19 protein-coding genes are annotated in these 17,565 nt (G+C 71.8%); 10 read left to right on the top strand and 9 right to left on the bottom strand.

Annotation, left to right across the window (positions count from 1 at the left end):
- The first annotated feature begins 69 nt into the window (after positions 1-69).
- The gene (locus tag ACIA47_RS29360; RefSeq protein ID WP_396711551.1) at positions 70-999 is read left to right on the top strand and encodes a hypothetical protein; all 930 of its coding nucleotides are present in this window, start codon (positions 70-72) and stop codon (positions 997-999) included.
- A 106-nt stretch (positions 1,000-1,105) separates the two neighbouring features.
- On the top strand, positions 1,106-2,851 hold the full coding sequence (locus ACIA47_RS29355; RefSeq protein ID WP_238410740.1) for a DEAD/DEAH box helicase: 1,746 nt from the start codon (positions 1,106-1,108) through the stop codon (positions 2,849-2,851).
- 93 nt (positions 2,852-2,944) lie between these two features.
- Here ACIA47_RS29355 and ACIA47_RS29350 read toward each other — a convergent pair whose 3' ends face one another.
- The 5 genes from ACIA47_RS29350 to ACIA47_RS29330 form a co-directional block, all read right to left on the bottom strand.
- On the bottom strand, positions 2,945-4,069 hold the full coding sequence (locus ACIA47_RS29350) for a right-handed parallel beta-helix repeat-containing protein (protein WP_203120257.1): 1,125 nt from the start codon (positions 4,067-4,069) through the stop codon (positions 2,945-2,947).
- 163 nt (positions 4,070-4,232) lie between these two features.
- Positions 4,233-4,637: a DoxX family protein gene (locus ACIA47_RS29345; RefSeq protein ID WP_396711550.1), complete on the bottom strand. Its 405-nt coding sequence runs from the start codon at positions 4,635-4,637 to the stop codon at positions 4,233-4,235.
- 129 nt (positions 4,638-4,766) lie between these two features.
- Positions 4,767-7,097, bottom strand: a complete 2,331-nt coding sequence (gene lon, locus ACIA47_RS29340) for an endopeptidase La (RefSeq protein WP_396711549.1) — start codon at positions 7,095-7,097, stop codon at positions 4,767-4,769.
- Positions 7,098-7,238: 141 nt separating this feature from the next.
- A complete protein-coding gene (locus ACIA47_RS29335) occupies positions 7,239-8,108 on the bottom strand; it encodes a manganese catalase family protein (RefSeq protein ID WP_396711548.1) in 870 nt (289 codons plus the stop codon).
- 83 nt (positions 8,109-8,191) lie between these two features.
- A complete protein-coding gene (locus ACIA47_RS29330) occupies positions 8,192-8,923 on the bottom strand; it encodes a sensor histidine kinase (RefSeq protein WP_396711547.1) in 732 nt (243 codons plus the stop codon).
- A gap of 83 nt (positions 8,924-9,006) precedes the next feature.
- On the opposite strand from ACIA47_RS29330, the gene ACIA47_RS29325 reads away from it, so the two are divergent.
- Both ACIA47_RS29325 and ACIA47_RS29320 read left to right on the top strand, forming a co-directional pair.
- The gene (locus ACIA47_RS29325; protein ID WP_396711546.1) at positions 9,007-9,630 is read left to right on the top strand and encodes a response regulator; all 624 of its coding nucleotides are present in this window, start codon (positions 9,007-9,009) and stop codon (positions 9,628-9,630) included.
- Between the two features lie 144 nt (positions 9,631-9,774).
- Positions 9,775-10,122: an Lsr2 family protein gene (locus ACIA47_RS29320; RefSeq protein WP_210784867.1), complete on the top strand. Its 348-nt coding sequence runs from the start codon at positions 9,775-9,777 to the stop codon at positions 10,120-10,122.
- A 124-nt stretch (positions 10,123-10,246) separates the two neighbouring features.
- On the opposite strand, the gene ACIA47_RS29315 is transcribed toward ACIA47_RS29320, so the two are convergent.
- Both ACIA47_RS29315 and ACIA47_RS29310 read right to left on the bottom strand, forming a co-directional pair.
- Positions 10,247-11,521, bottom strand: a complete 1,275-nt coding sequence (locus ACIA47_RS29315; protein WP_112602067.1) for a hypothetical protein — start codon at positions 11,519-11,521, stop codon at positions 10,247-10,249.
- Positions 11,522-11,815: 294 nt separating this feature from the next.
- Complete coding sequence (locus ACIA47_RS29310; RefSeq protein ID WP_396711545.1) at positions 11,816-12,691, bottom strand: hypothetical protein; 876 nt, start codon at positions 12,689-12,691, stop codon at positions 11,816-11,818.
- Positions 12,692-12,768: 77 nt separating this feature from the next.
- Between ACIA47_RS29310 and ACIA47_RS29305 the strand changes: the two genes are divergently transcribed.
- The 4 genes from ACIA47_RS29305 to ACIA47_RS29290 are packed head-to-tail and all read left to right on the top strand — an operon-like array spanning position 12,769 to position 14,504.
- On the top strand, positions 12,769-13,047 hold the full coding sequence (locus tag ACIA47_RS29305; protein ID WP_396711544.1) for a hypothetical protein: 279 nt from the start codon (positions 12,769-12,771) through the stop codon (positions 13,045-13,047).
- Positions 13,044-13,424, top strand: coding sequence for an Asp23/Gls24 family envelope stress response protein (locus tag ACIA47_RS29300; protein WP_396711543.1), 381 nt, complete (start codon positions 13,044-13,046; stop codon positions 13,422-13,424). Before ACIA47_RS29305 ends, ACIA47_RS29300 begins: the two co-directional genes overlap by 4 nt.
- 1 nt (position 13,425) lies before the next feature.
- Positions 13,426-13,947 (top strand): DUF6286 domain-containing protein, encoded by a 522-nt coding sequence (locus tag ACIA47_RS29295; protein ID WP_396711542.1) that lies wholly within the window; start codon positions 13,426-13,428, stop codon positions 13,945-13,947.
- On the top strand, positions 13,944-14,504 hold the full coding sequence (locus tag ACIA47_RS29290) for a hypothetical protein (protein ID WP_396711541.1): 561 nt from the start codon (positions 13,944-13,946) through the stop codon (positions 14,502-14,504). Before ACIA47_RS29295 ends, ACIA47_RS29290 begins: the two co-directional genes overlap by 4 nt.
- A 38-nt stretch (positions 14,505-14,542) precedes the next feature.
- Here ACIA47_RS29290 and ACIA47_RS29285 read toward each other — a convergent pair whose 3' ends face one another.
- Positions 14,543-15,499: a TerC/Alx family metal homeostasis membrane protein gene (locus ACIA47_RS29285; protein WP_396711540.1), complete on the bottom strand. Its 957-nt coding sequence runs from the start codon at positions 15,497-15,499 to the stop codon at positions 14,543-14,545.
- 49 nt (positions 15,500-15,548) lie between these two features.
- The gene (locus tag ACIA47_RS29280; RefSeq protein ID WP_396711539.1) at positions 15,549-16,172 is read right to left on the bottom strand and encodes a CBS domain-containing protein; all 624 of its coding nucleotides are present in this window, start codon (positions 16,170-16,172) and stop codon (positions 15,549-15,551) included.
- A 189-nt stretch (positions 16,173-16,361) separates the two neighbouring features.
- Here ACIA47_RS29280 and ACIA47_RS29275 point away from each other — a divergent pair, with 189 nt between their 5' ends.
- Together ACIA47_RS29275 and ACIA47_RS29270 are read left to right on the top strand one after the other, a co-directional pair.
- The gene (locus tag ACIA47_RS29275; protein WP_396711538.1) at positions 16,362-16,919 is read left to right on the top strand and encodes a hypothetical protein; all 558 of its coding nucleotides are present in this window, start codon (positions 16,362-16,364) and stop codon (positions 16,917-16,919) included.
- A 213-nt stretch (positions 16,920-17,132) separates the two neighbouring features.
- A complete protein-coding gene (locus ACIA47_RS29270) occupies positions 17,133-17,525 on the top strand; it encodes an FKBP-type peptidyl-prolyl cis-trans isomerase (protein ID WP_396711537.1) in 393 nt (130 codons plus the stop codon).
- Positions 17,526-17,565: the final 40 nt, after the last annotated feature.

Raw genomic sequence — 17,565 nt, 5'->3', positions numbered from 1 at the left:
CGGTCCGCACCGTTTTCCCGTGACGATCGAGTCTGCCGCCCACACCGGGGTCACCGGCAGGGTCGAGGCATGGAGAACACCCGAATGTACGCGGACAGCCTCACCGCCGTACCGTCGCCCGCGCCCCCGCCCACCGACGAGCCGACGCCCTCGCCCCCGACACCGACCACGGCGGCACCGACCGCCGCGGCACCGGCCAGCAGCAGGCGCCGGCTGCTGTGGCATCTGGGCGAGATGGCCCTGGCGATGGTCGCCGGGATGCTGCTGCTCGGGCCGTTGTGGGAGCTGGCCGGCACCGCTCTGGGCGTCGGCGACGCGCTGGCCCGGCCGGAGGTAGCCGCACTGGTGATGGCCACGAACATGACCGTCGGGATGACGGTGGGGATGCGCTACCGGGCGCACCGCTGGCACGCGGTCGGCGAGATGGCCGCCGCGATGTACGTCCCGTTCCTGCTGTTGCTCGTGCCGTTTCGGGCCGGCCTGATCGACGCCGACGCCCTGCTGCTCGGCGGTCACCTGCTGATGATCCCCGCGATGGTGCTGGTGGCGGTCCGACACCGGCACGAGGCGTCGGCGCCGGTACGCCGACACCGGGTCGTGGTGGCGCTCGCCCACCGCTGGCCGGCCGGGTTGGCGCTGCTGATGACCGTGGACATGTGGGTCGACCCGAGCGTGCTCAGCCCGTGGACGATGCTGGTCCTGCCCGGCGGCTACCTGCTGATCGGCGTGGCCCGCCGCACGCTGGGCGGGCGGGGCGTGCTCGCCACCCAACTCGCCGGTCTGGCCGGCTGGGTCGCCCTGACGCTGGTCGCGGTGATGGCCGGCGGGCGGACCGCCGACTGGCTGGTGGCGTTCGGGTGGTTGGCGCACGCCGGCTGGGACCTGGCGCACCACCGCAACCGCCGGGTGGTGCCGCGCGGCTACGCCGAGTTCTGCGCGGTGCTCGATGTGGCCCTGGCCGCGGTGATGGTGCTGGCCATCCTGACCACCGGCGCCTGATCGAGGCCGCCGTCGGGGTCGCGCAACAGCCGCGGCACGGGGCTCGGGGACAGCTCTTGTGGCGGTCGCTGCAACGGCCCGGACGGCGTGATGAAAGGCTTGGCACATGAGTTCCGCACCTGCACAGCACGATGCACCGATCGACGCACCGATTGACGCCGCCCCCGACGGCACCGACGAGGTGAGCGCCTTCACCGAGCTCGGGCTGCGCCCCGAGCTGCTGGGCGCGCTCGCCGCCCTCGGGTACGAGGAGCCCACTCCGATCCAGCGGGAGGCTATCCCACCGCTGCTGGAGGGCCGGGACCTGCTGGGTCAGGCGGCCACCGGCACCGGCAAGACGGCCGCGTTCGCGCTGCCGCTGCTGAACCTCATGGCGGCACACCGCCAGGGCGGCGACCCGGTGGCGCTGGTGCTGGTGCCGACCCGGGAGCTGGCCGTGCAGGTCTCCGAGGCGTTCCACCGCTACGGCAAGGACCTGGGCGCGCGGGTGCTGCCGATCTACGGCGGGCAGCCGATCGGGCGGCAGTTGCGGGCCCTGGACATGGGCGTCGACGTGGTGGTGGCCACCCCGGGCCGGGCGCTGGATCACATCGCCCGGGGCACCCTGCGCCTCGGTGGGTTGGCGACTGTGGTGCTCGACGAGGCCGACGAGATGCTCGACATGGGCTTCGCCGAGGACATCGAGGCGATCCTGGAGCACGCTCCGGCACAGCGTCAGACGGTGCTCTTCTCGGCCACCATGCCGTCGCGCATCGACGGGATGGCCCGCCAGCACCTGCGCGAACCGGTGCGGATCGAGATCGGCCGGGAGCAGCAGGTCGCGGGTGAGGCGCCCCGGGTGCGGCAGAGCGCATACATCGTGACCCGGGCGCACAAGCCGGCCGCGCTGGGCCGGATCCTGGACGTGGAGTCGCCCACGGCGGCGATCGTGTTCTGCCGCAGCCGGGAAGAGGTCGACCGGCTGACCGAGACGATGAACGGTCGGGGCTACCGCTCCGAGGCGCTGCACGGTGGCATGAGCCAGGAGCAGCGCGACCGGGTCATGGGCCGGCTGCGGGCGGGCACCGCCGACCTGCTGGTGGCCACCGACGTGGCGGCCCGTGGGCTGGACGTCGAGCAGCTGACCCACGTGGTCAACTACGACGTGCCGTCCGCCCCCGAGTCGTACGTGCACCGGATCGGTCGGGTGGGTCGGGCTGGCCGCGAGGGCGTGGCGATCACTCTCGCCGAGCCGCGTGAGCACCGGATGCTCAAGACCATCGAGCGGGTGACCGGCCAGCGGATCACCATCGACAAGATCCCTACCGTGGCCGACATGCGTACCCGGCGGCTGGAGCTGACCCAGGCGGCCCTGCGGGAGAGCCTGCTGGAGGACGACCTCGACCCGTTCCGGGTGATCGTGGAGACGCTGACCGACGAGTTCGACCTGATGGAGGTCGCCCTCGCCGCCGTGAAGCTGGCCCACGAGGTGACGTCGCCGGGCTCCGACGACGAGGAGGAGATCCCGCAGGTTCCGGTCCGTGGGCCGCGCGAGGGTCGACCGGAGGCCGGTGGCCGGGGCGGCGACCGGCGGGGCGGGGGCCGGCCACGCTCCGGCGGCGGCAACACCGTCCAGGTCTTCGTCGGCCTGGGTCGACGCGCCGGGGTGCGCCCGCAGGATCTGGTCGGTGCGATCACCGGGGAGACCGGCATCCGCGGCCGGGACATCGGCTCGATCGAGATCGCCGACCGGTTCTCACTGGTGGAGGTGCCGCAGGGGGTGGCCGACGAGGTCATCTCCGGGTTGCGCTCCAGCACGATCAAGGGCCGCAAGGCCACCGTGCGCCGCGACCGCGGCGGCGACGAGCGCTGAGCACGCCGTCGGCGACCGCCGGAGTACGACGGTCGCCGACGCCACTGCCCGGGCGAGGCGGCGGGAAACGCGAGCACCCGCCGCCCGCAGGCGCTAGCCGATGTTCCCGTTCACCACGTTGTTGGCCCCGGCCAGCGACGCGCCACCGGACCGGTGGTCGAACGCCCGCATCACGTTGTTGGCGACGATCCAGTTGTTGCTGGTGCCGACCGTCATGATCGGTCGGTCCTGGCGGCGGGGCGTCGCGTCGTCGTAGAACTGGTTACCGATCACCTGGCACATGTCGGCGTCACGGCCCAGGATCCCGTTCGCGCCGTTGTCGTGGATGTCGAGCCCCATGATCCGGGTACGTCCGGATGAGGAGACCTCGATGCCGTTGGTGGAGTTGCGCCACAGCCGGCCGCCGATGAACTGGGTCCCCCAGACCTGCCGCAGGTCGGCGCCGCTGCCGGTGCCACTCGTGCCGTTCGACTCCAGGTAGACGTTCTGGAAGATGTTTCGATGGGCGGGTTCGCGCAGCTCTACGCCGTTGCCCCGGCAACCCCAGACATGCAGATTGTCGAAGAAGCAGGCGCTGTCCAGCAGCCGTATCCCGGTCTGGCACTCACCGACCCAGACGTTGAGGAACTCGTTGTCGTACGCGACCTTGTTCACGAGGATGCCGACGCCGAGGCAGTCCTCGATGTTGATATCAGTGATCTTGTTGGCGTGAGCGCTGGTGTCCGCGTCCTTGCCGAGGAACTCGATGGCGTGACTGCCCGAGTTGCCGAAGTGCAGGTGGTGGAAGGCCGACCGGGGGCCACGGACGGTCAACAGCACGTTGGAGGTCCGCATACCGTAGAAGTGCACGTTGGAGATCTGGTTGTACTTACCGCTCGAGACCAGACGACCGGTGTAGCCCGGGGCCGGCTGGATGATCGCCGCGCCGATGTTCTCGCCGGTCCAGGTCACACTCGTCGGGAAGCGGACCTCCGATCCGAGACCGAGTGCGCCCACCGGTTGGAAGATCTCCCCGCCACCGGGCGGCAGCAGGTTCAGCGCGGTGGTGACCTTGTCCGACTCGTCACTGCCGTCGAGCCGGCAGCCGACCCGCGGGTCCCGGAGGCTGAGCGGGGCCTCCCGCACTGTCGTGACGGGCGGCGATCCCGCCTGTTCGGCACCGGCAAGGGTGGCCACCGTCGTCGCCACCGCGGCGCCCGCGCCGCCGGCGAAAAGCACCCGCCGTCCCAACCGTCGGCCCGTTGGATCTGACCGTTGTGGCACCGCCGGTGGTACCGCACCAGGTGCGCTCACGATCGGCTCCATACCTCTCCCCCGTTGAGTGCCGCCTCGAGCGGCGGGCAGACTCTACTGTGCATTGTCGCGTGCTGGCCGACGCGGATCAGAGGGCGTACGGGCCGAAACGGCCCCAGGCCACCACGGCGGCGAGGACGAGCAGCACAGCGCAGGCGACCGCACCCTGGATCTCGGCGCGACGCCCGTCCCGGGTGGTCTGCTGCTCGCGGGCACGCAGGTGCACGAGGATGCCGCCGATCATGACGATGACCAGTCCGACGGCGGCGAGCGGGGTGAGCACTGTGGCGATGCCGGTGGCGGCGGGCAGCACGAGCCCGGCGGCGGCCAGCAACTCGACCGCGCCGAGCGACTTGACCTGCGACGGCGGCACCGGGTCCACCCACCGCATCACGTCGCGCAACTTCTCCTTGGGCTGGCTCAGCTTGGCCAGTCCGACGCCGGCGAAGACGGCGGCGAGCAGAATCTGAATGATCCAGAGCACCACGTTCACGGGGGTTCCTCCAGGGGCCGCCTCGCGGCGGAGAGGTGGTTGACGGTGCAGACGAGACAGTAGACCTCCCCCGCGTACCGAAAGGGCCCCCGCCGTCGGAAGACGGCGGGGGCCCGGACGGTCGGAGCGTCAGACCGCGAAGAGCGCCGGACCGTCCAGCGTCTTCACGTCGGCCGGGCGCAGCGCCAGGGCGAGCACGTCGGCCACGTCGGCCAGGGTGTGCACGGTCAGCGCCTCGCGCACCTCGGTCGGCAGGTCGTCCAGGTCGGGCTCGTTGCGCGCCGGGATGATCACCTCGGTGAGGCCGGCCCGGTGCGCGGCGAGCAGCTTCTGCTTCACCCCACCGATCGGCAGCACCCGACCGGAGAGCGTCACCTCACCGGTCATCCCGAACTCGGGGCGGACCGGGCGACCGGTGACCAGGGACGCCAGGGCCGTGACCATGGTGATGCCGGCGCTCGGACCGTCCTTGGGCACCGCGCCCGCCGGGAAGTGGACGTGGATCCGGCGTCCCGCGAGAGCGTTCGGGTCGATGCCGAACCGCCGCCCGTTGGAACGCAGGTAGGAGAGCGCGATCTGCGCCGACTCCTTCATCACGTCACCGAGCTGGCCGGTCAGGGTCAGCCCCGGCTCGCCCTCCATGCTGGTCGCCTCGATGAAGAGCACGTCCCCACCGGCGCCCGTGACGGCCAGACCGGTGGCCACGCCGGGCACGGCGGTGCGCTCGGCCGATTCCGGGGTGAACTTCGGCCGACCCAGGTAACCGGTGAGGTTGTCGGTGCCCACGCGTGCCGGCGTCGGGTCCGTCGCCAGCGTCACCGCCACCTTGCGGAGGATCTTGGCAAGGGCCCTCTCGAGCTGCCGGACGCCAGCCTCCCGGGTGTACTCCCCCGCGATCAGCGCCAACGCCTCGTCGGCGATCTCCACCTCGTCGACGGTCAGCCCGGCCCGCTCCCGCTGCCGGGGCAGCAGGTGGTCGCGGGCGATGGCGACCTTCTCGTCCTCGGTGTAACCGTCCAGGGTGACCAGCTCCATCCGGTCCAGCAGGGGGCCGGGGATGGACTCCACCACGTTGGCGGTGGCCAGGAAGAGCACGTCGGACAGGTCGAGGTCGACCTCCAGGTAGTGATCCCGGAAAGTGTGGTTCTGGGCCGGGTCGAGCACCTCCAGCAGGGCGGCGGCCGGGTCACCGGCGTAGCCGGCGGCCAGCTTGTCCACCTCGTCGAGGAGCACGACCGGGTTCATCGAACCGGCCTCGCGCAGCGCGCGGACGATCCGACCGGGCAACGCACCGACGTAGGTGCGCCGGTGCCCGCGGATCTCCGCCTCGTCGCGGACGCCGCCGAGCGAGACCCGGACGAAGTTACGCCCGAGCGCCCGTGCCACGGACTCGCCGAGGCTGGTCTTACCCACCCCGGGAGGACCGGCGAGGGCGAGCACCGCGCCGGAGCCGCGACCGCCGACCACACCGAGGTTGCGCTCGGCGCGCCGGTTGCGCACCGCCAGGTACTCCAGGATGCGGTCCTTCACGTCGGACAGGCCGGCGTGGTCGGCGTCCAGCACCGCCCGGGCCGCGGCCAGGTCGGTGTTGTCCTCGGTACGCGTGCCCCAGGGCATCTCGAGCACGGTGTCCAGCCAGGTACGGATCCAGCCCGCCTCCGGGGAGGCGTCGCTGGCCCGCTCCAGCTTGCCGACCTCGCGCATGGCCGCCTCGCGTACCTTCTCCGGCAGCTCGGCGGACTCGACGCGGGACCGGTAGTCGGCGGAGCCGTCCGGCTCGTCCTCGCCCAGCTCCTTGCGAATCGCGGCCAGCTGCTGGCGCAGCAGGAACTCGCGCTGGGACTTCTCCAGCCCCTCGCGGACGTCACTGTTGATCTGCTCGGTGACCTCCTGCTCGGCCAGGTAGTCCTTCACCCAGCCGACCAGCAGCTCCAGCCGGGCGGTGACGTCCGGCGCGGCGAGCAGTTCGGTCTTCTGCTCCAGCGTCAGCCAGGGCGCGTAGCCGGCCGAGTCGGCCAGCTCGGAGAGGTCGGTCATCCGCTCCACCGCGTCGATGACCTGCCAGGCGCCCCGCTGCTGGAGCACGGAGGTCACCAGGGCGCGGTACTCGCGGGCGAGTTCACGGGCCCGACCGGCGTAGGCGGGTTCGTCGAGTTCGGTCGCCTCGACCCAGAGGGCGGCACCGGGGCCGGGCACGCCGGAGCCGATCCGGGCCCGGGACAGGCCACGGATGACGGCGGCGGGCTCACCCTCGGGCAGCCGGCCGACCTTCTCGATGGTGGCGACCACGCCCACCGGGCCGTACTCGCCGTCGATGCGCGGCACGGCCAGCAGCTTGCGGTCGCCGGTCGCACGCGCCGCGTCGATCGCGGCCTGGGTGGTGGGGTCGAGGGTCACCGGGATGACCATGCCGGGCAGAAGTACGGCGTCGGTCAGGGGAAGTACCGGAAGAGTTGCCATCGAACACCTGCTATCGCGTTGAGTTGAGCGTGTCTCACTCAAGTAACAAAGCGTTCCCCTTGTTCCGGCCTGTGACTCAGACCACTCTTCCAACCGGTCCGTCGGGTCGCCCGGGACCGGCGGACGACCCGACGAGGTACCTCAGGTGAGCTTGCTCTTCACCGTGTTCTTCAGCGAGCCGGCCACCCCCGGGTTGGTGCCGTACAACCGAGGGTCACCCGGGGGCAGCACCGGTTCCGGCGCGTTCGCCCGCGGGTTGTCGTCGTACCGGAACTCGCCCTTGCCGTCCGGCGAGGGCCCGGACGCCCAGCGCCCCTGGGCGGCGTCGGTGCCCGAGGAGAAACCCAGGTAGGTGTAGCCGTACTCCTCGGTGAACTCGCCCGAGTCCGGGAACGCCTCGGGCACCGGCATGTCCTCCAGTCCGTCCTCCTTGAGCTGCTCGATCGCCGCCAGCCACATGTTCTGGTGCATCGTGTCGCGGGCCAGCAGGAAGCGCAGCATCTGCTTGACGCCCGGGTCGTCGGTCATGTGGAACAACCGGGCGACCTGGAGCCGACCCTGCGCCTCGGCGGTGACGTTGAGATGAAAGTCGGCCAACAGGTTGCCGCTGGCGGTGATGAACGCGCCATTCCAGGGCACCCCGTTGGAGTCGGCGGGCAGGGCGCCACCACCGCCGTGGATGAAGTGCGCCGGGTTCTCGCCGGCGTAGGTCGCCGCGCCTCCAGGGTCCTCCGCGATCCCCTCGGTCAGCGACAGCGGCGCATTGTCCAACAGCCGGGTGATCATCGTGACGATCATCTCGACGTGGCCCATCTCCTCGGTGCCGACGTCGAGCAGCAGATCCTTGTACTTGCCGGGCAGCCGGCAGTTCCACCCCTGGAAGAGATACTGGTTGGCGACGGTCATCTCGCCCCACTTGCCGCCCAGCACCTCCTGCAACCGGCGGGCGAACGCAGCGTCCGGGCCGTCCGGCTTGGCTTCGAACTGCAGATCCTTGACGTGGCTGAACATCCAACCTCCTCGGTACCGCAAACAGGTAGCGAGGCCGTTCCCGCCGCGCTGACCCGAACGGGCCAACCGGTGTCCCGCCCGGGTCAGCGCACCGGGCGAGCCATCGGCAGCAGCACCTCCAGCGCCACTCCACGGGGCCGTAGCCGGTGCGCCCGCAACGCTCCCCCGTCCGTCGCGACGAGCTGTCGTGCGATCCACAGGCCCAGACCGGACATCCCGACGGCCGGCGCCGGACGCCGCAGCGCGACCAGCAGCGCATCGTCGACCCGGCCCTCGTCGGTGACCAGGATGCTCAGGCTGGGCCCGCGGACTGTGGCGTAGAGCCCGACCTGGCCGTCCGGCGGCCCGTGAAGCAACGCGTTCTGCACCAGGTTGACCAGTACCTGTCGGGTTCGTCCGGCCGGCACCGGGCAGGAGGCCGCCCGCCGGGTGGCCCGCACCCGGCGACGGCCGACCGGCACCAGCGCGGCGGCCTCCCGCAGGATGCCCGCCAGCGCGACGGCCGGCTCCGGCTGCGGAGTCGGCGTCAGCACGCCGGTGCCGGCGGTCGCGTCGCGCAGCAGGCTCTGCAGGTGGGCGGCCTGGTCGCGGGCCAGCTCACTGAGTGCCCGCCGGTCGTCCCCGGTCAGCTCCCGACGCTCGTCGGCCAGCGCGCGGGTCAGCGAGGTCAGTGTGCTGATCGGTGTCCGGAACTCGTGGCACAACACCCGCAGCAGCAGCTCCGAATCGGCCGCCTTCGGTCGTCTCTCGCCGGGTGTCGGCTCAATGGGGCGCAACCCTCGCAGCAGGTCCCGCAGACCATGCCGTACGCGCATCCACCCGACTCCTCTCGTTCGGTGCGAACCCGCATGATCGGTACCCGCTGGGGAACGGCGCAGACATGCCGGGAGCCTCCACCTTGCGACTCGTCGTCGTGGACGATCACCCCCTTTTCGTCCGCGGCCTGGAGTTACTGCTCCCGATCACCACCAACGGCCGCGCCGAGGTGGTCGCCTCCACCGGCGACGCCGCCGCGGCGGCGGCCCTGGTCAGCAACTACTGCCCCGACCTGGCCCTGGTCGACCTGCACATGCCACCGCCCGGCGGCATCCGGGCGGTGGCCGCGATCCGGCGGACCACCCCACGGGTACGGGTGGTCGCGATGTCCGGTTCCGCCGAGCCCGAGCCGGCGGTGGAGGCGCTGCGGGCCGGCGCCGAGGGGTTCCTGCCCAAGACCAGCGAACCGGAGGAACTGCTGCCCCCGCTGCTGGCCATCCTCGACGGCTGGGCGGTGCTGCCGGCCGAACTGCTGCGCGCCATGTTGCGGCCCACGCGCTCCGCGCCCGTCGACCTGGACGGCGAGGAACGGCGGCTGCTGCGGGCGATCGCCGCCGGCCGCAGCACCGTCGACATCGCCGAAGAACTGCACGTCTCCGAACGGACGGTGAAACGGATGACCGCCGCGTTGCTGCGCAAGTTGCGGGTCTCGAACCGGGCCGAGGCGGCTGCCGTCGCCGGCCACAGCGGCATCCTCGGGGAATGAAGCCTCGGCACCGAACCGATTCACGGTTTTGCTCGGTAACGGAATCGCGACGCGCCGAATGAATGGAAGGCATATTGTTGCGGATTACCGGGGTGATAGGTCAGACTTTGGACACATCCCGCCGCACACAGGGAGTAATCGGCAATGGCGAGAAAAGTAATCACGGTCCTGACCGACGACCTCGACGGTGGGAAGGCCGACCGGACGGTTGAGTTCAGTCTCGACGGCGTGGCCTACACGATCGATGTCTCCGACGAGAATGCCGGCGTCCTGCGCAAGGCGCTCGATCCGTACATCAATGCGGGTCGGCGGATCGGCCGCGGTCCGGTGGAGAGCACCCGTTCAGTCCGGCGACCGGGGCGACCCACCGGCGCGGGAATGGATCGGGAGCAGAACCGGGCCATCCGGGAATGGGCCGTCAAGAACGGCTACAAGATTTCCGAGCGGGGCCGGATCCCGGTCGAGGTCGTCGAGGCGTACAAGAGCCGCTGACGCGACTCGACGGGGCCCCGCCGGAAACGGCGGGGCCCCGTCGTTTGTTTGGGCACCGGAAACGAAGCGCGGCCGGCCACCCCGGGTTGTCGCCCCGGGCGGCCGGCCGCCGTTGTACGTCAGCTCAGTTGACGTCGATGCGCACCGAGTCGAAGGCGGGGGTCTGGTTGGCCCGCTCCATCATCGGCAGGCGGTGCGAGCCGTCACCGGCCCAGACGGAGCACTGGGCGGTACCGGACTCCGGCAGGCCCGGAATCTGGATCGTCACCTCGTCGGGCTGGGCGCCACCGCGGCCGTCCTCGGTCGCGACGAAGAACGCGGGCACTTCCTGCGGCTCCGGCGGAGCGGTCAGGCTGTCCAGCATCCGGCACGCGGTGTGGAAGTGACCGCGGACCAGGCCCTGGTCGTTGAGGAGCGAGCTCTCCACGTAGTAGCCACCCTGACCGGCGGCCAGGAAGCGGTCCCGGACCAGGTTACGGGTGCTGACCCGCAGGGTGAAGGGCTGGTTCTGGCCGACCTGCTCGGGGAACTGGGTGATCAGCAGCGACGGGTTGTTGGCCGCCGCGCCGACCTCACCGAACTCGGTGCTCACACAGCGGTTGCCGTTCTGGAAACCGTCGTGCGGCTGGAGCCGGCTCTCGTCGCAGTCGTTGGCGAGCACGCCGAGCCCGGCGCCGGGCGCGGTGCCACCGCCGTTGTTCCCGCCACCGTTGTTGCCACCGCCGTTGTTGCCGCCACCGGGGGTGGTGGTGGGCGTGGTGCCACCGCCGTTGTTGCCGCCCGTGCCGCCGGTGGGCTGCACCTGGCACTCGGCGAGCTGTGCGAGGCCCTGAGGCCGGGGACCGACCCGGTCGATGGCGGTCGTGATCCGGTCCAGCACGGCGCGGCGCTTGCCGGCCAACGGCTGGAGGATCGCGCTGCGGATGAACGCCTCACCCTTGTTGCCCTCGGCGGCGAGCCGGCGGTCCGCCTCGGCGATCTGGGTCTGCAACTGGGCGAGGTTGCGGTCCACCTCGGCCCTCGCCCGGTTCGGCACCTGCGGCAGTTTGGCCGCCACATCCGGACAGGCGATGGCCGTGCCGGTGCCCACCGTGCCGTCCTTGCCGTCCTCGCACTCGGGGACCGACTGCTGTCCGTCACCCCAGTGATTACGCACCCACCGACCGTTCTGCCAGGTCCGGCTGGTCGAGCCGCCGCCGGTCGGCGCGGTAGCGCCTGGGCTCGGCTCCACGCACTGCCCGGCAGCCGGGCGTGGCTTATTTGTCCGCCGGTCCTGGGCCGACGAAATCTGAGTCACGGCGACAACTCCGCCGAAGACCGCGAGCGTGCCGACAACTGCCAGCAGACGCTTGCTCCGCGCGTTGCCGGAAGGCCGGCGCGCCCGAGTGGACCTGCGCATCGAATTGCTCTCCTTCTCGATCCGGTAGTGGATTTCTGCCCTCGGCGGACCGACGGATGTGAGGTGGCACGCCGCGGTGGCGACCACCGTGACCTACCCGGTAATGCGTCGATGGCCGACGATGCCCTTTCCGCACCGTCTCCAGCGCCCGGTGGACGCGGATGGGGAGATCCTGTTCATTCGCGCAGGAGTACGGGGCGGCGGCCGGGAAGGTTCAACAGACGCACAGGAAATTGCCGCGACCGGACACGGAGCCGGTGCGGTGCAGGGATCAGCAGGTGAAACGGGCGCTGGTCAGTCGGCGCAGAGGTGGTCGAAGGCGAACCCTCCGACCAGTTCCTGGCGGCGCTGGCTCAGTGCGGCGATCTGCGCGGTCCACTCGGCGCGCGGCAGCAGGTCGGCGACGGTGTTCTCCCGCAGTCGTTCCCCCACGGCGACGGCGGCGAGATCCTCGGCCAGCCGGGCCGCGTCGATACCGCAGGAGAAACGGTGTTCGGTCACCGAGACCTGCTCGATGAGGCACCCGTCGGGGCGTACCTGCACCCAGCTCCACCCCTGCGCCGGCCCGTCCACCCAGCGGACGTGCAGCCCTCGCACGATCGGGTCGGCCACCTGCCCGGCCACGTACGCCTCGACCGCCACAGCGCGGGTCAGCGCGCCGAGGTCGTTGACCGGCCCGGTACGCCCGTCCGGCAGCCGGCCCAGGATGTCCCGGAAGCCCACCGGCGCCGGTTCGGTCCCGGCGGCGGTGGCCCCGCCCGCAGCGTAGGCGCGCGCGTCGATCACGTACTCCACCAGGCGGCGGCCGTGCTCGGCGGCGCTCAACGTGGGCGAGCCGATCCGCAGAACGGGCAGGCCGGCGGCCGCGCTCACCGCGTCCGTGAGCCGCTCCACGCGCTGCTCCGCAGAGCCGGGAGAAGGCACCGGACCGATCTGCACGGCGACGACCGGACGGCCGGTGTCGGCGGCGTGGACCACGAAGTCGAAGCTGGCGCGGCTCGCCGATGTCCACTGGCTGCCAGTGACACCGGGCGGGCGGCCCTGGACCAGATCAGTGAGCCGGCGTGCCGCCAGGACCCGATGGCCGGCGCGGCTGAGCAGCGCGTCACGCCCCGCCTCGGCGGGCATTGCCCGCAGCCAACTGCGGTCGTCGCTCCCGATGCTCGTCATCTGCCTGATCCATCCGCCGGTCGGTCGAGCCGGGCCGAGTCTAGGTGGTCGATCATGGGCCACCGACTTCTCATGTGATGCGTATCACAGCAGTGCCGACGTTCCAGGAATGGCCGTGGGGTGTATCCAGCGACCGCTGGTACCGGACCGGCCCGGAGGTGACCATGTCCCGACAGCAGTTCGGCTTCCTCGCCGGGTTCCTCGCCGTGGCGGTCTGGGCACTCGCCGGCGTCGGCGTGGCCGCCCTCGCCGTGCTCGCCGGCATGCTCGGCTGGCTGGTCGTCCGGGTGCTCGACGGCGACGTCGCGGTGACCGGTCTCGGCGACCGCCGCGCCGACGCTCGGCGGCGCCGATGACCACCCGCCCGTCCGCGGGGACGAACCCCGGCACCGGCCTGGCCGCCGGAACGACCGGTCCGGAGCGCCGCCCGGGCGACACCGCGGACGTCGCGCGGATCGCGGTGCAGGCGGCCAGCCTCGTGCCGGGCGTGTCCGTCGTCCGCCCGGCGGCGGTCCGCCTGGATGACCGGTCCGTCGGACTCGACCTGCACCTGATCACCTGGTACGGGCACAGCGTGCCGACGATCGCCGAGACGGTCCGGGCGGTGGTCACCGACCGGGTGGCCGCCCAGACCGGGCTCAGCGTGGCGGTGGTGACCGTCACCGTCGACGACCTGCTCGTCCCCGGCGTCGACTCCTCCGGCGTCGGCACCGCCACACCGGAGGACGGCTGAGATGCGCACCGCCAACCGGGTCGCCTCGTTGTTGCTGGCCACCGCTCTGCTTCTCGGTGGCGCCGCGGTGGCCGTCCAGGCGTTGCTGCTCGCCCTGCACCGACCGACACCGCTCGACACCAGAGGCTGGCTCGACGCGCTGAGCGGCACCCGGTGGCGCGACCCGACCGTCCGGGCCGTGGCCGGCGGGGCTCTCCTGCTGGGCCTGGCCATCCTCGTCGCCCAACTGAGCCGCTGGACACCGGTCCGCCTGCGCGCCGACGAGGGAGACGGCTGGTACCTGCACCGGCGCTGTGTGGAACGGCGGCTCGCCGACGCCGCCAGCGCGGTGCCGGGCGTCCGCCGCGCCCGAGTCCGGGTCCGACGGCGCGGCGGCCAGTGGCGCCCCCGGGTCCGCGCGACCGGCGACCCGGCGGCCCGGACGGAGATCGAGCTCGCCGTGCACCAGGAGTTGCGCCACCTCACCGCACCCCGCCCCGCCCGGATCGACGTCCGGCTGCTGCCTCGGCGACGGCCGGCGTGACCAACGCCGGGCACCGACTGCTGTGGACCATCATCGCGCTGCTGCTGGTCGTGGGCGGCGCGGCGGCGCTGACGGCCAGCCTCGGCACGTTGCCCGGTGCCGACCCGGGGGCGGTGCTGCTCAGCGCCGAACTGGTCGACCGCTGGCGGAGGGCCGCGCCGTGGAGCACTCTGGCCGCCGCCGTCGCCGGAGCGCTGTTCGCACTGGCTGGGCAACGCCTGCTCACCCGGGAGCTGCGGGGCCCGGACGGCACGCTGCGCGGCACCCTGAGCCACCCCGGGCGCCGTCCGGGCCGGACCCGGCTGGCCACCGACGTTCTCGCCGACGCGCTGGTACGCGACCTGACCGGCAACCCCGGGGTACGCCGGGCCCGGGTGGTGCTCACCGGCGCGCCACCGCACCCCGACGTGTGGATCCGGATGGACCTCACCGCCGACGCGCCGACCGCCGGCGTACGCGAACACGTTCGCGCCGCGGTCCGCCGATTCGCGGCGACGACCGACTGCCAGCCCGCGCACCTCGACGTGACCGCGCGCATCGAGCCCGGCCGTCCCTGACCGCCGCCGGCCGGAGCGGCATGATCGGTGCCGGCGGCTCAACCGTCGGTGGGGCGGCGGGCGGCCAGGATGCTGGTGCCGATGGAGACCGCCAGGGTCAGCACCACCACGGCGAGGGTCAACCAGACCGGCAGCTTGCCCACCGGCGTCTCGGCGAGAATCAGCTTCAACCCGGCGAAGGCCAGCAGCAGCGCGAGCCCGTACCGCAGGTAGCCGAAGTGTCGTAGGAGGCCGGCGAGGCAGAAGTAGAGGCTGCGCAGCCCCAGGACGGCGAACGCGGTGGCCGTCCAGACCAGGAAGGTGTTCGTGGTGATGGCGAGGATCGCCGCCACCGAGTCGATGGCGAAGACCACGTCGGTGGCCTCGATGGCGACGAGCGCCACCAGCAGCAGCGTCGCCACCCGCCGGTTGGCCACCCGGGCGGTGAACCGGCCGCCGTGGTATCGGGTGTCGGTGGGCACCAGCCGCCCGAACAGCCGGACCACGACGTTGCGTTCCGGGTCGACGTCGGGCTTTCCGCGTACGGCCAGCCGCCATCCGGTCCAGATCAGGAACGCGCCCAGCACGAACCCGGCCCAGGTGAGCCGGTCAAGCAACTCGGCACCGGCGAAGATGAACAGCAGCCGGAAGACGAGCGCGCCCACGACACCCCAGAACAGCACCTTGTGCTGGTAACCCGGCGGCACCTGGAAGTAGCCGAAGAGCAGCGCGAAGACGAACACGTTGTCCACCGAGAGCGCCTTCTCCAGCAGGTAGCCGGAGAAGTAGGCGATGGCCGGGTCACCGCCGAGGCCCCACCAGACGACCAACCCGAACAGCAGACCCGCGCCGATCCAGACGGCGCTCCACAGCACCGCCTCGCGGAGCTCGATGACGTGGTTGTCCCGGTGCAGGAGCACATCCACGGCGAGCATCACCGCGATCACCACGCCGACCGCCGCCCAGGCCCACAGCGGGACCGCGACCGTCGCCTCAGCCACCGACGCCCTCCGCATCGACCACCGCGCACCACCCGTTACCAGGCCGGCCGGCCCCTCTCCGAGCCTAGGTGAACGCCCGACCCGCCATCGGGCGGTCCGACGAAGTCGCGGCGGACCGCCCACACGTTCGATGCGGCAGCGACCAGCGGTGGGAGTCGGTGGCGCAGGCGCTGGGTGGGCGCAGCCCACGCCGCACGGCAAGCACCCGGCGAAGCACCTCCTGCACCACGTCCTCACGGATCTCGACGTCCGACCGCAGGTGCACCCGCAGCAGATCGGAACGACTGACGATGCCGATCAACCGACCGAGGTCGTCCAGCACGGGCAGCCGCTTGACGTGCTCGCGGTCCATCAACCGGGCAGCGGCAGACAATGCCGCCTCCGGATTCGTGGTGACCGCCGGCGCGGTCATCAGGTCGCCCGCCAGCAGGGCCGCACTCTTGCCCCGGGCACCGCGGCGTCGGCGGCTCTCGAAGACCCGTCGCAGCGCCGGCTCACCGGCGCGCTCCACCCGGTGCAGCAGATCGGCCTCGGACACCACCCCCAGCACCCTGCGGAAGCCGTCGATCACCGGCACCGCGCTGACCCTGCGGCGCAACAGCACGTCGACGACCTCCCGGTACGGGGTCTCGGCCACCACGGTCTCGACCTCCCGGGTCATCACGTCACCCACTTGCCAGGTCCTCATCACGGCCTCCCTCTCCTGGTCCATCTCGGACGCTACGACCGGCCGCGGACGGTCGTCAGGGTCGCCGGACCGGACCCGAGGGGGTCGAACGTCCCGGGCCGTTGCGGTCTGTCGGCCCTGCCGCCGACAGCGCCGTGGGCGTCCACTGGAGATGCCACCGGGAAGCGCGGTGCGAAGCTGAGAAGGGACGTGGAGACCATGACCGCGACGTTTGAGCGGGTCACCGCCGAGAACACCGCTCCGAGGGCCGGCACCGTTCACGACCAAGCCGTCCGGTACATCCTGGCCGGCACCCGGCTGGCACTCGGCTGGATCTTCCTCTGGGCCTTCGTCGACAAGATGTTCGGCTTCGGGATGGCCACCGAGCAGAAGAACGCCTGGATCAACGGGGGCAGCCCCACCAAGGGCTTCCTGACCTTCGGCGTGACGGGGCCGTTCAAGGACCTCTACACCGGGATCGCCGGTGCCGCCTGGGCGGACTGGCTCTTCATGGTCGGCCTGGCCGGGATCGGTGTCGCCCTGCTGCTCGGCATCGGTATGCGGGTCGCCGCCGTGGCCGGTGGGCTGCTGCTGGTCCTGATGTGGGCCGCCGTACTCCCTCCGGAGAACAACCCCTTCATGGACGACCACCTGATCTACGCCGCGGTGCTGGCGGTCCTGGCCCTGGTCAACGCCGGCGACACCCTGGGCCTCGGCCGGGTGTGGGCCGCACTGCCGATCGTCCGGCGGATGCCCTGGCTCCGGTGAGCCATCGCACCCCTCGGCGGGCGTCACCGACACCGGTGACGCCCGCCGCGTCGTCGTGACCCGCCGCCCGCATGCGGAGCGCCAGGGACCGCCAGCCCCACATCGGCGGCGGGGCCGCGGAGCAGGTGGCGGGTCCGCCGGACATCGGTGGGGGGTGATCCGGCAGGATCGACGTGACCGGACACATCACCCAACACGGCAGGAGATCCCCGCATGAACCAGGCAGCAGGCGCCCAATCGGGTAAGCCCGAGGTTGGTCCGATCGAGGGTGCACCGCCGGCCGACCTCGTGATCGAGGACATCACCGTGGGCGACGGCCCGCAGGCCGAGCCGGGCCAGTTGGTCAGCGTGCACTACGTCGGCGTGTCGCACTCCACGGGCGGCGAGTTCGACTCGTCGTGGAACCGGGGCGAGGCGTTCGACTTTCCGCTCGGCGGCGGCCAGGTCATCGCCGGTTGGGACCAGGGCGTCGTCGGCATGCGCGTCGGCGGTCGCCGCCGCCTGATCATCCCGCCGCACCTGGGGTACGGCGACCGGGGCGCCGGCGGCGTCATCAAGCCGGGCGAGACGCTGGTCTTCGTCGTCGACCTGCTCGGCGTGAGCTGACCGATTGTCGGGGTCGCCGGCCCACGCCGGCGGCCCCGGG

The organism is Micromonospora sp. NPDC051227 (assembly GCF_044455385.1).
In the GTDB taxonomy this organism is placed as follows: domain Bacteria; phylum Actinomycetota; class Actinomycetes; order Mycobacteriales; family Micromonosporaceae; genus Micromonospora.
Note: the sequence above shows the minus strand (reverse complement) of the source record. Positions and strands in the feature narration are given on the sequence as shown.

What these genes read in the sequence shown, in the direction of transcription:
- ACIA47_RS29270 (WP_396711537.1), top strand. Translation starts at nt 17,133, where the DNA reads ATGAACCAGGCAGCAGGCGCCCAATCGGGTAAGCCCGAGGTTGGTCCG.
- ACIA47_RS29305 (WP_396711544.1), top strand. Translation starts at nt 12,769, where the DNA reads ATGCGTATCACAGCAGTGCCGACGTTCCAGGAATGGCCGTGGGGTGTA.
- lon (WP_396711549.1), bottom strand. Translation starts at nt 7,097, where the DNA reads ATGGCAACTCTTCCGGTACTTCCCCTGACCGACGCCGTACTTCTGCCC.
- ACIA47_RS29310 (WP_396711545.1), bottom strand. Translation starts at nt 12,691, where the DNA reads ATGACGAGCATCGGGAGCGACGACCGCAGTTGGCTGCGGGCAATGCCC.
- ACIA47_RS29320 (WP_210784867.1), top strand. Translation starts at nt 9,775, where the DNA reads ATGGCGAGAAAAGTAATCACGGTCCTGACCGACGACCTCGACGGTGGG.
- ACIA47_RS29285 (WP_396711540.1), bottom strand. Translation starts at nt 15,499, where the DNA reads ATGCGGAGGGCGTCGGTGGCTGAGGCGACGGTCGCGGTCCCGCTGTGG.
- ACIA47_RS29355 (WP_238410740.1), top strand. Translation starts at nt 1,106, where the DNA reads ATGAGTTCCGCACCTGCACAGCACGATGCACCGATCGACGCACCGATT.
- ACIA47_RS29315 (WP_112602067.1), bottom strand. Translation starts at nt 11,521, where the DNA reads ATGCGCAGGTCCACTCGGGCGCGCCGGCCTTCCGGCAACGCGCGGAGC.
- ACIA47_RS29330 (WP_396711547.1), bottom strand. Translation starts at nt 8,923, where the DNA reads ATGCGCGTACGGCATGGTCTGCGGGACCTGCTGCGAGGGTTGCGCCCC.
- ACIA47_RS29335 (WP_396711548.1), bottom strand. Translation starts at nt 8,108, where the DNA reads ATGTTCAGCCACGTCAAGGATCTGCAGTTCGAAGCCAAGCCGGACGGC.
- ACIA47_RS29360 (WP_396711551.1), top strand. Translation starts at nt 70, where the DNA reads ATGGAGAACACCCGAATGTACGCGGACAGCCTCACCGCCGTACCGTCG.
- ACIA47_RS29280 (WP_396711539.1), bottom strand. Translation starts at nt 16,172, where the DNA reads ATGAGGACCTGGCAAGTGGGTGACGTGATGACCCGGGAGGTCGAGACC.
- ACIA47_RS29300 (WP_396711543.1), top strand. Translation starts at nt 13,044, where the DNA reads ATGACCACCCGCCCGTCCGCGGGGACGAACCCCGGCACCGGCCTGGCC.
- ACIA47_RS29295 (WP_396711542.1), top strand. Translation starts at nt 13,426, where the DNA reads ATGCGCACCGCCAACCGGGTCGCCTCGTTGTTGCTGGCCACCGCTCTG.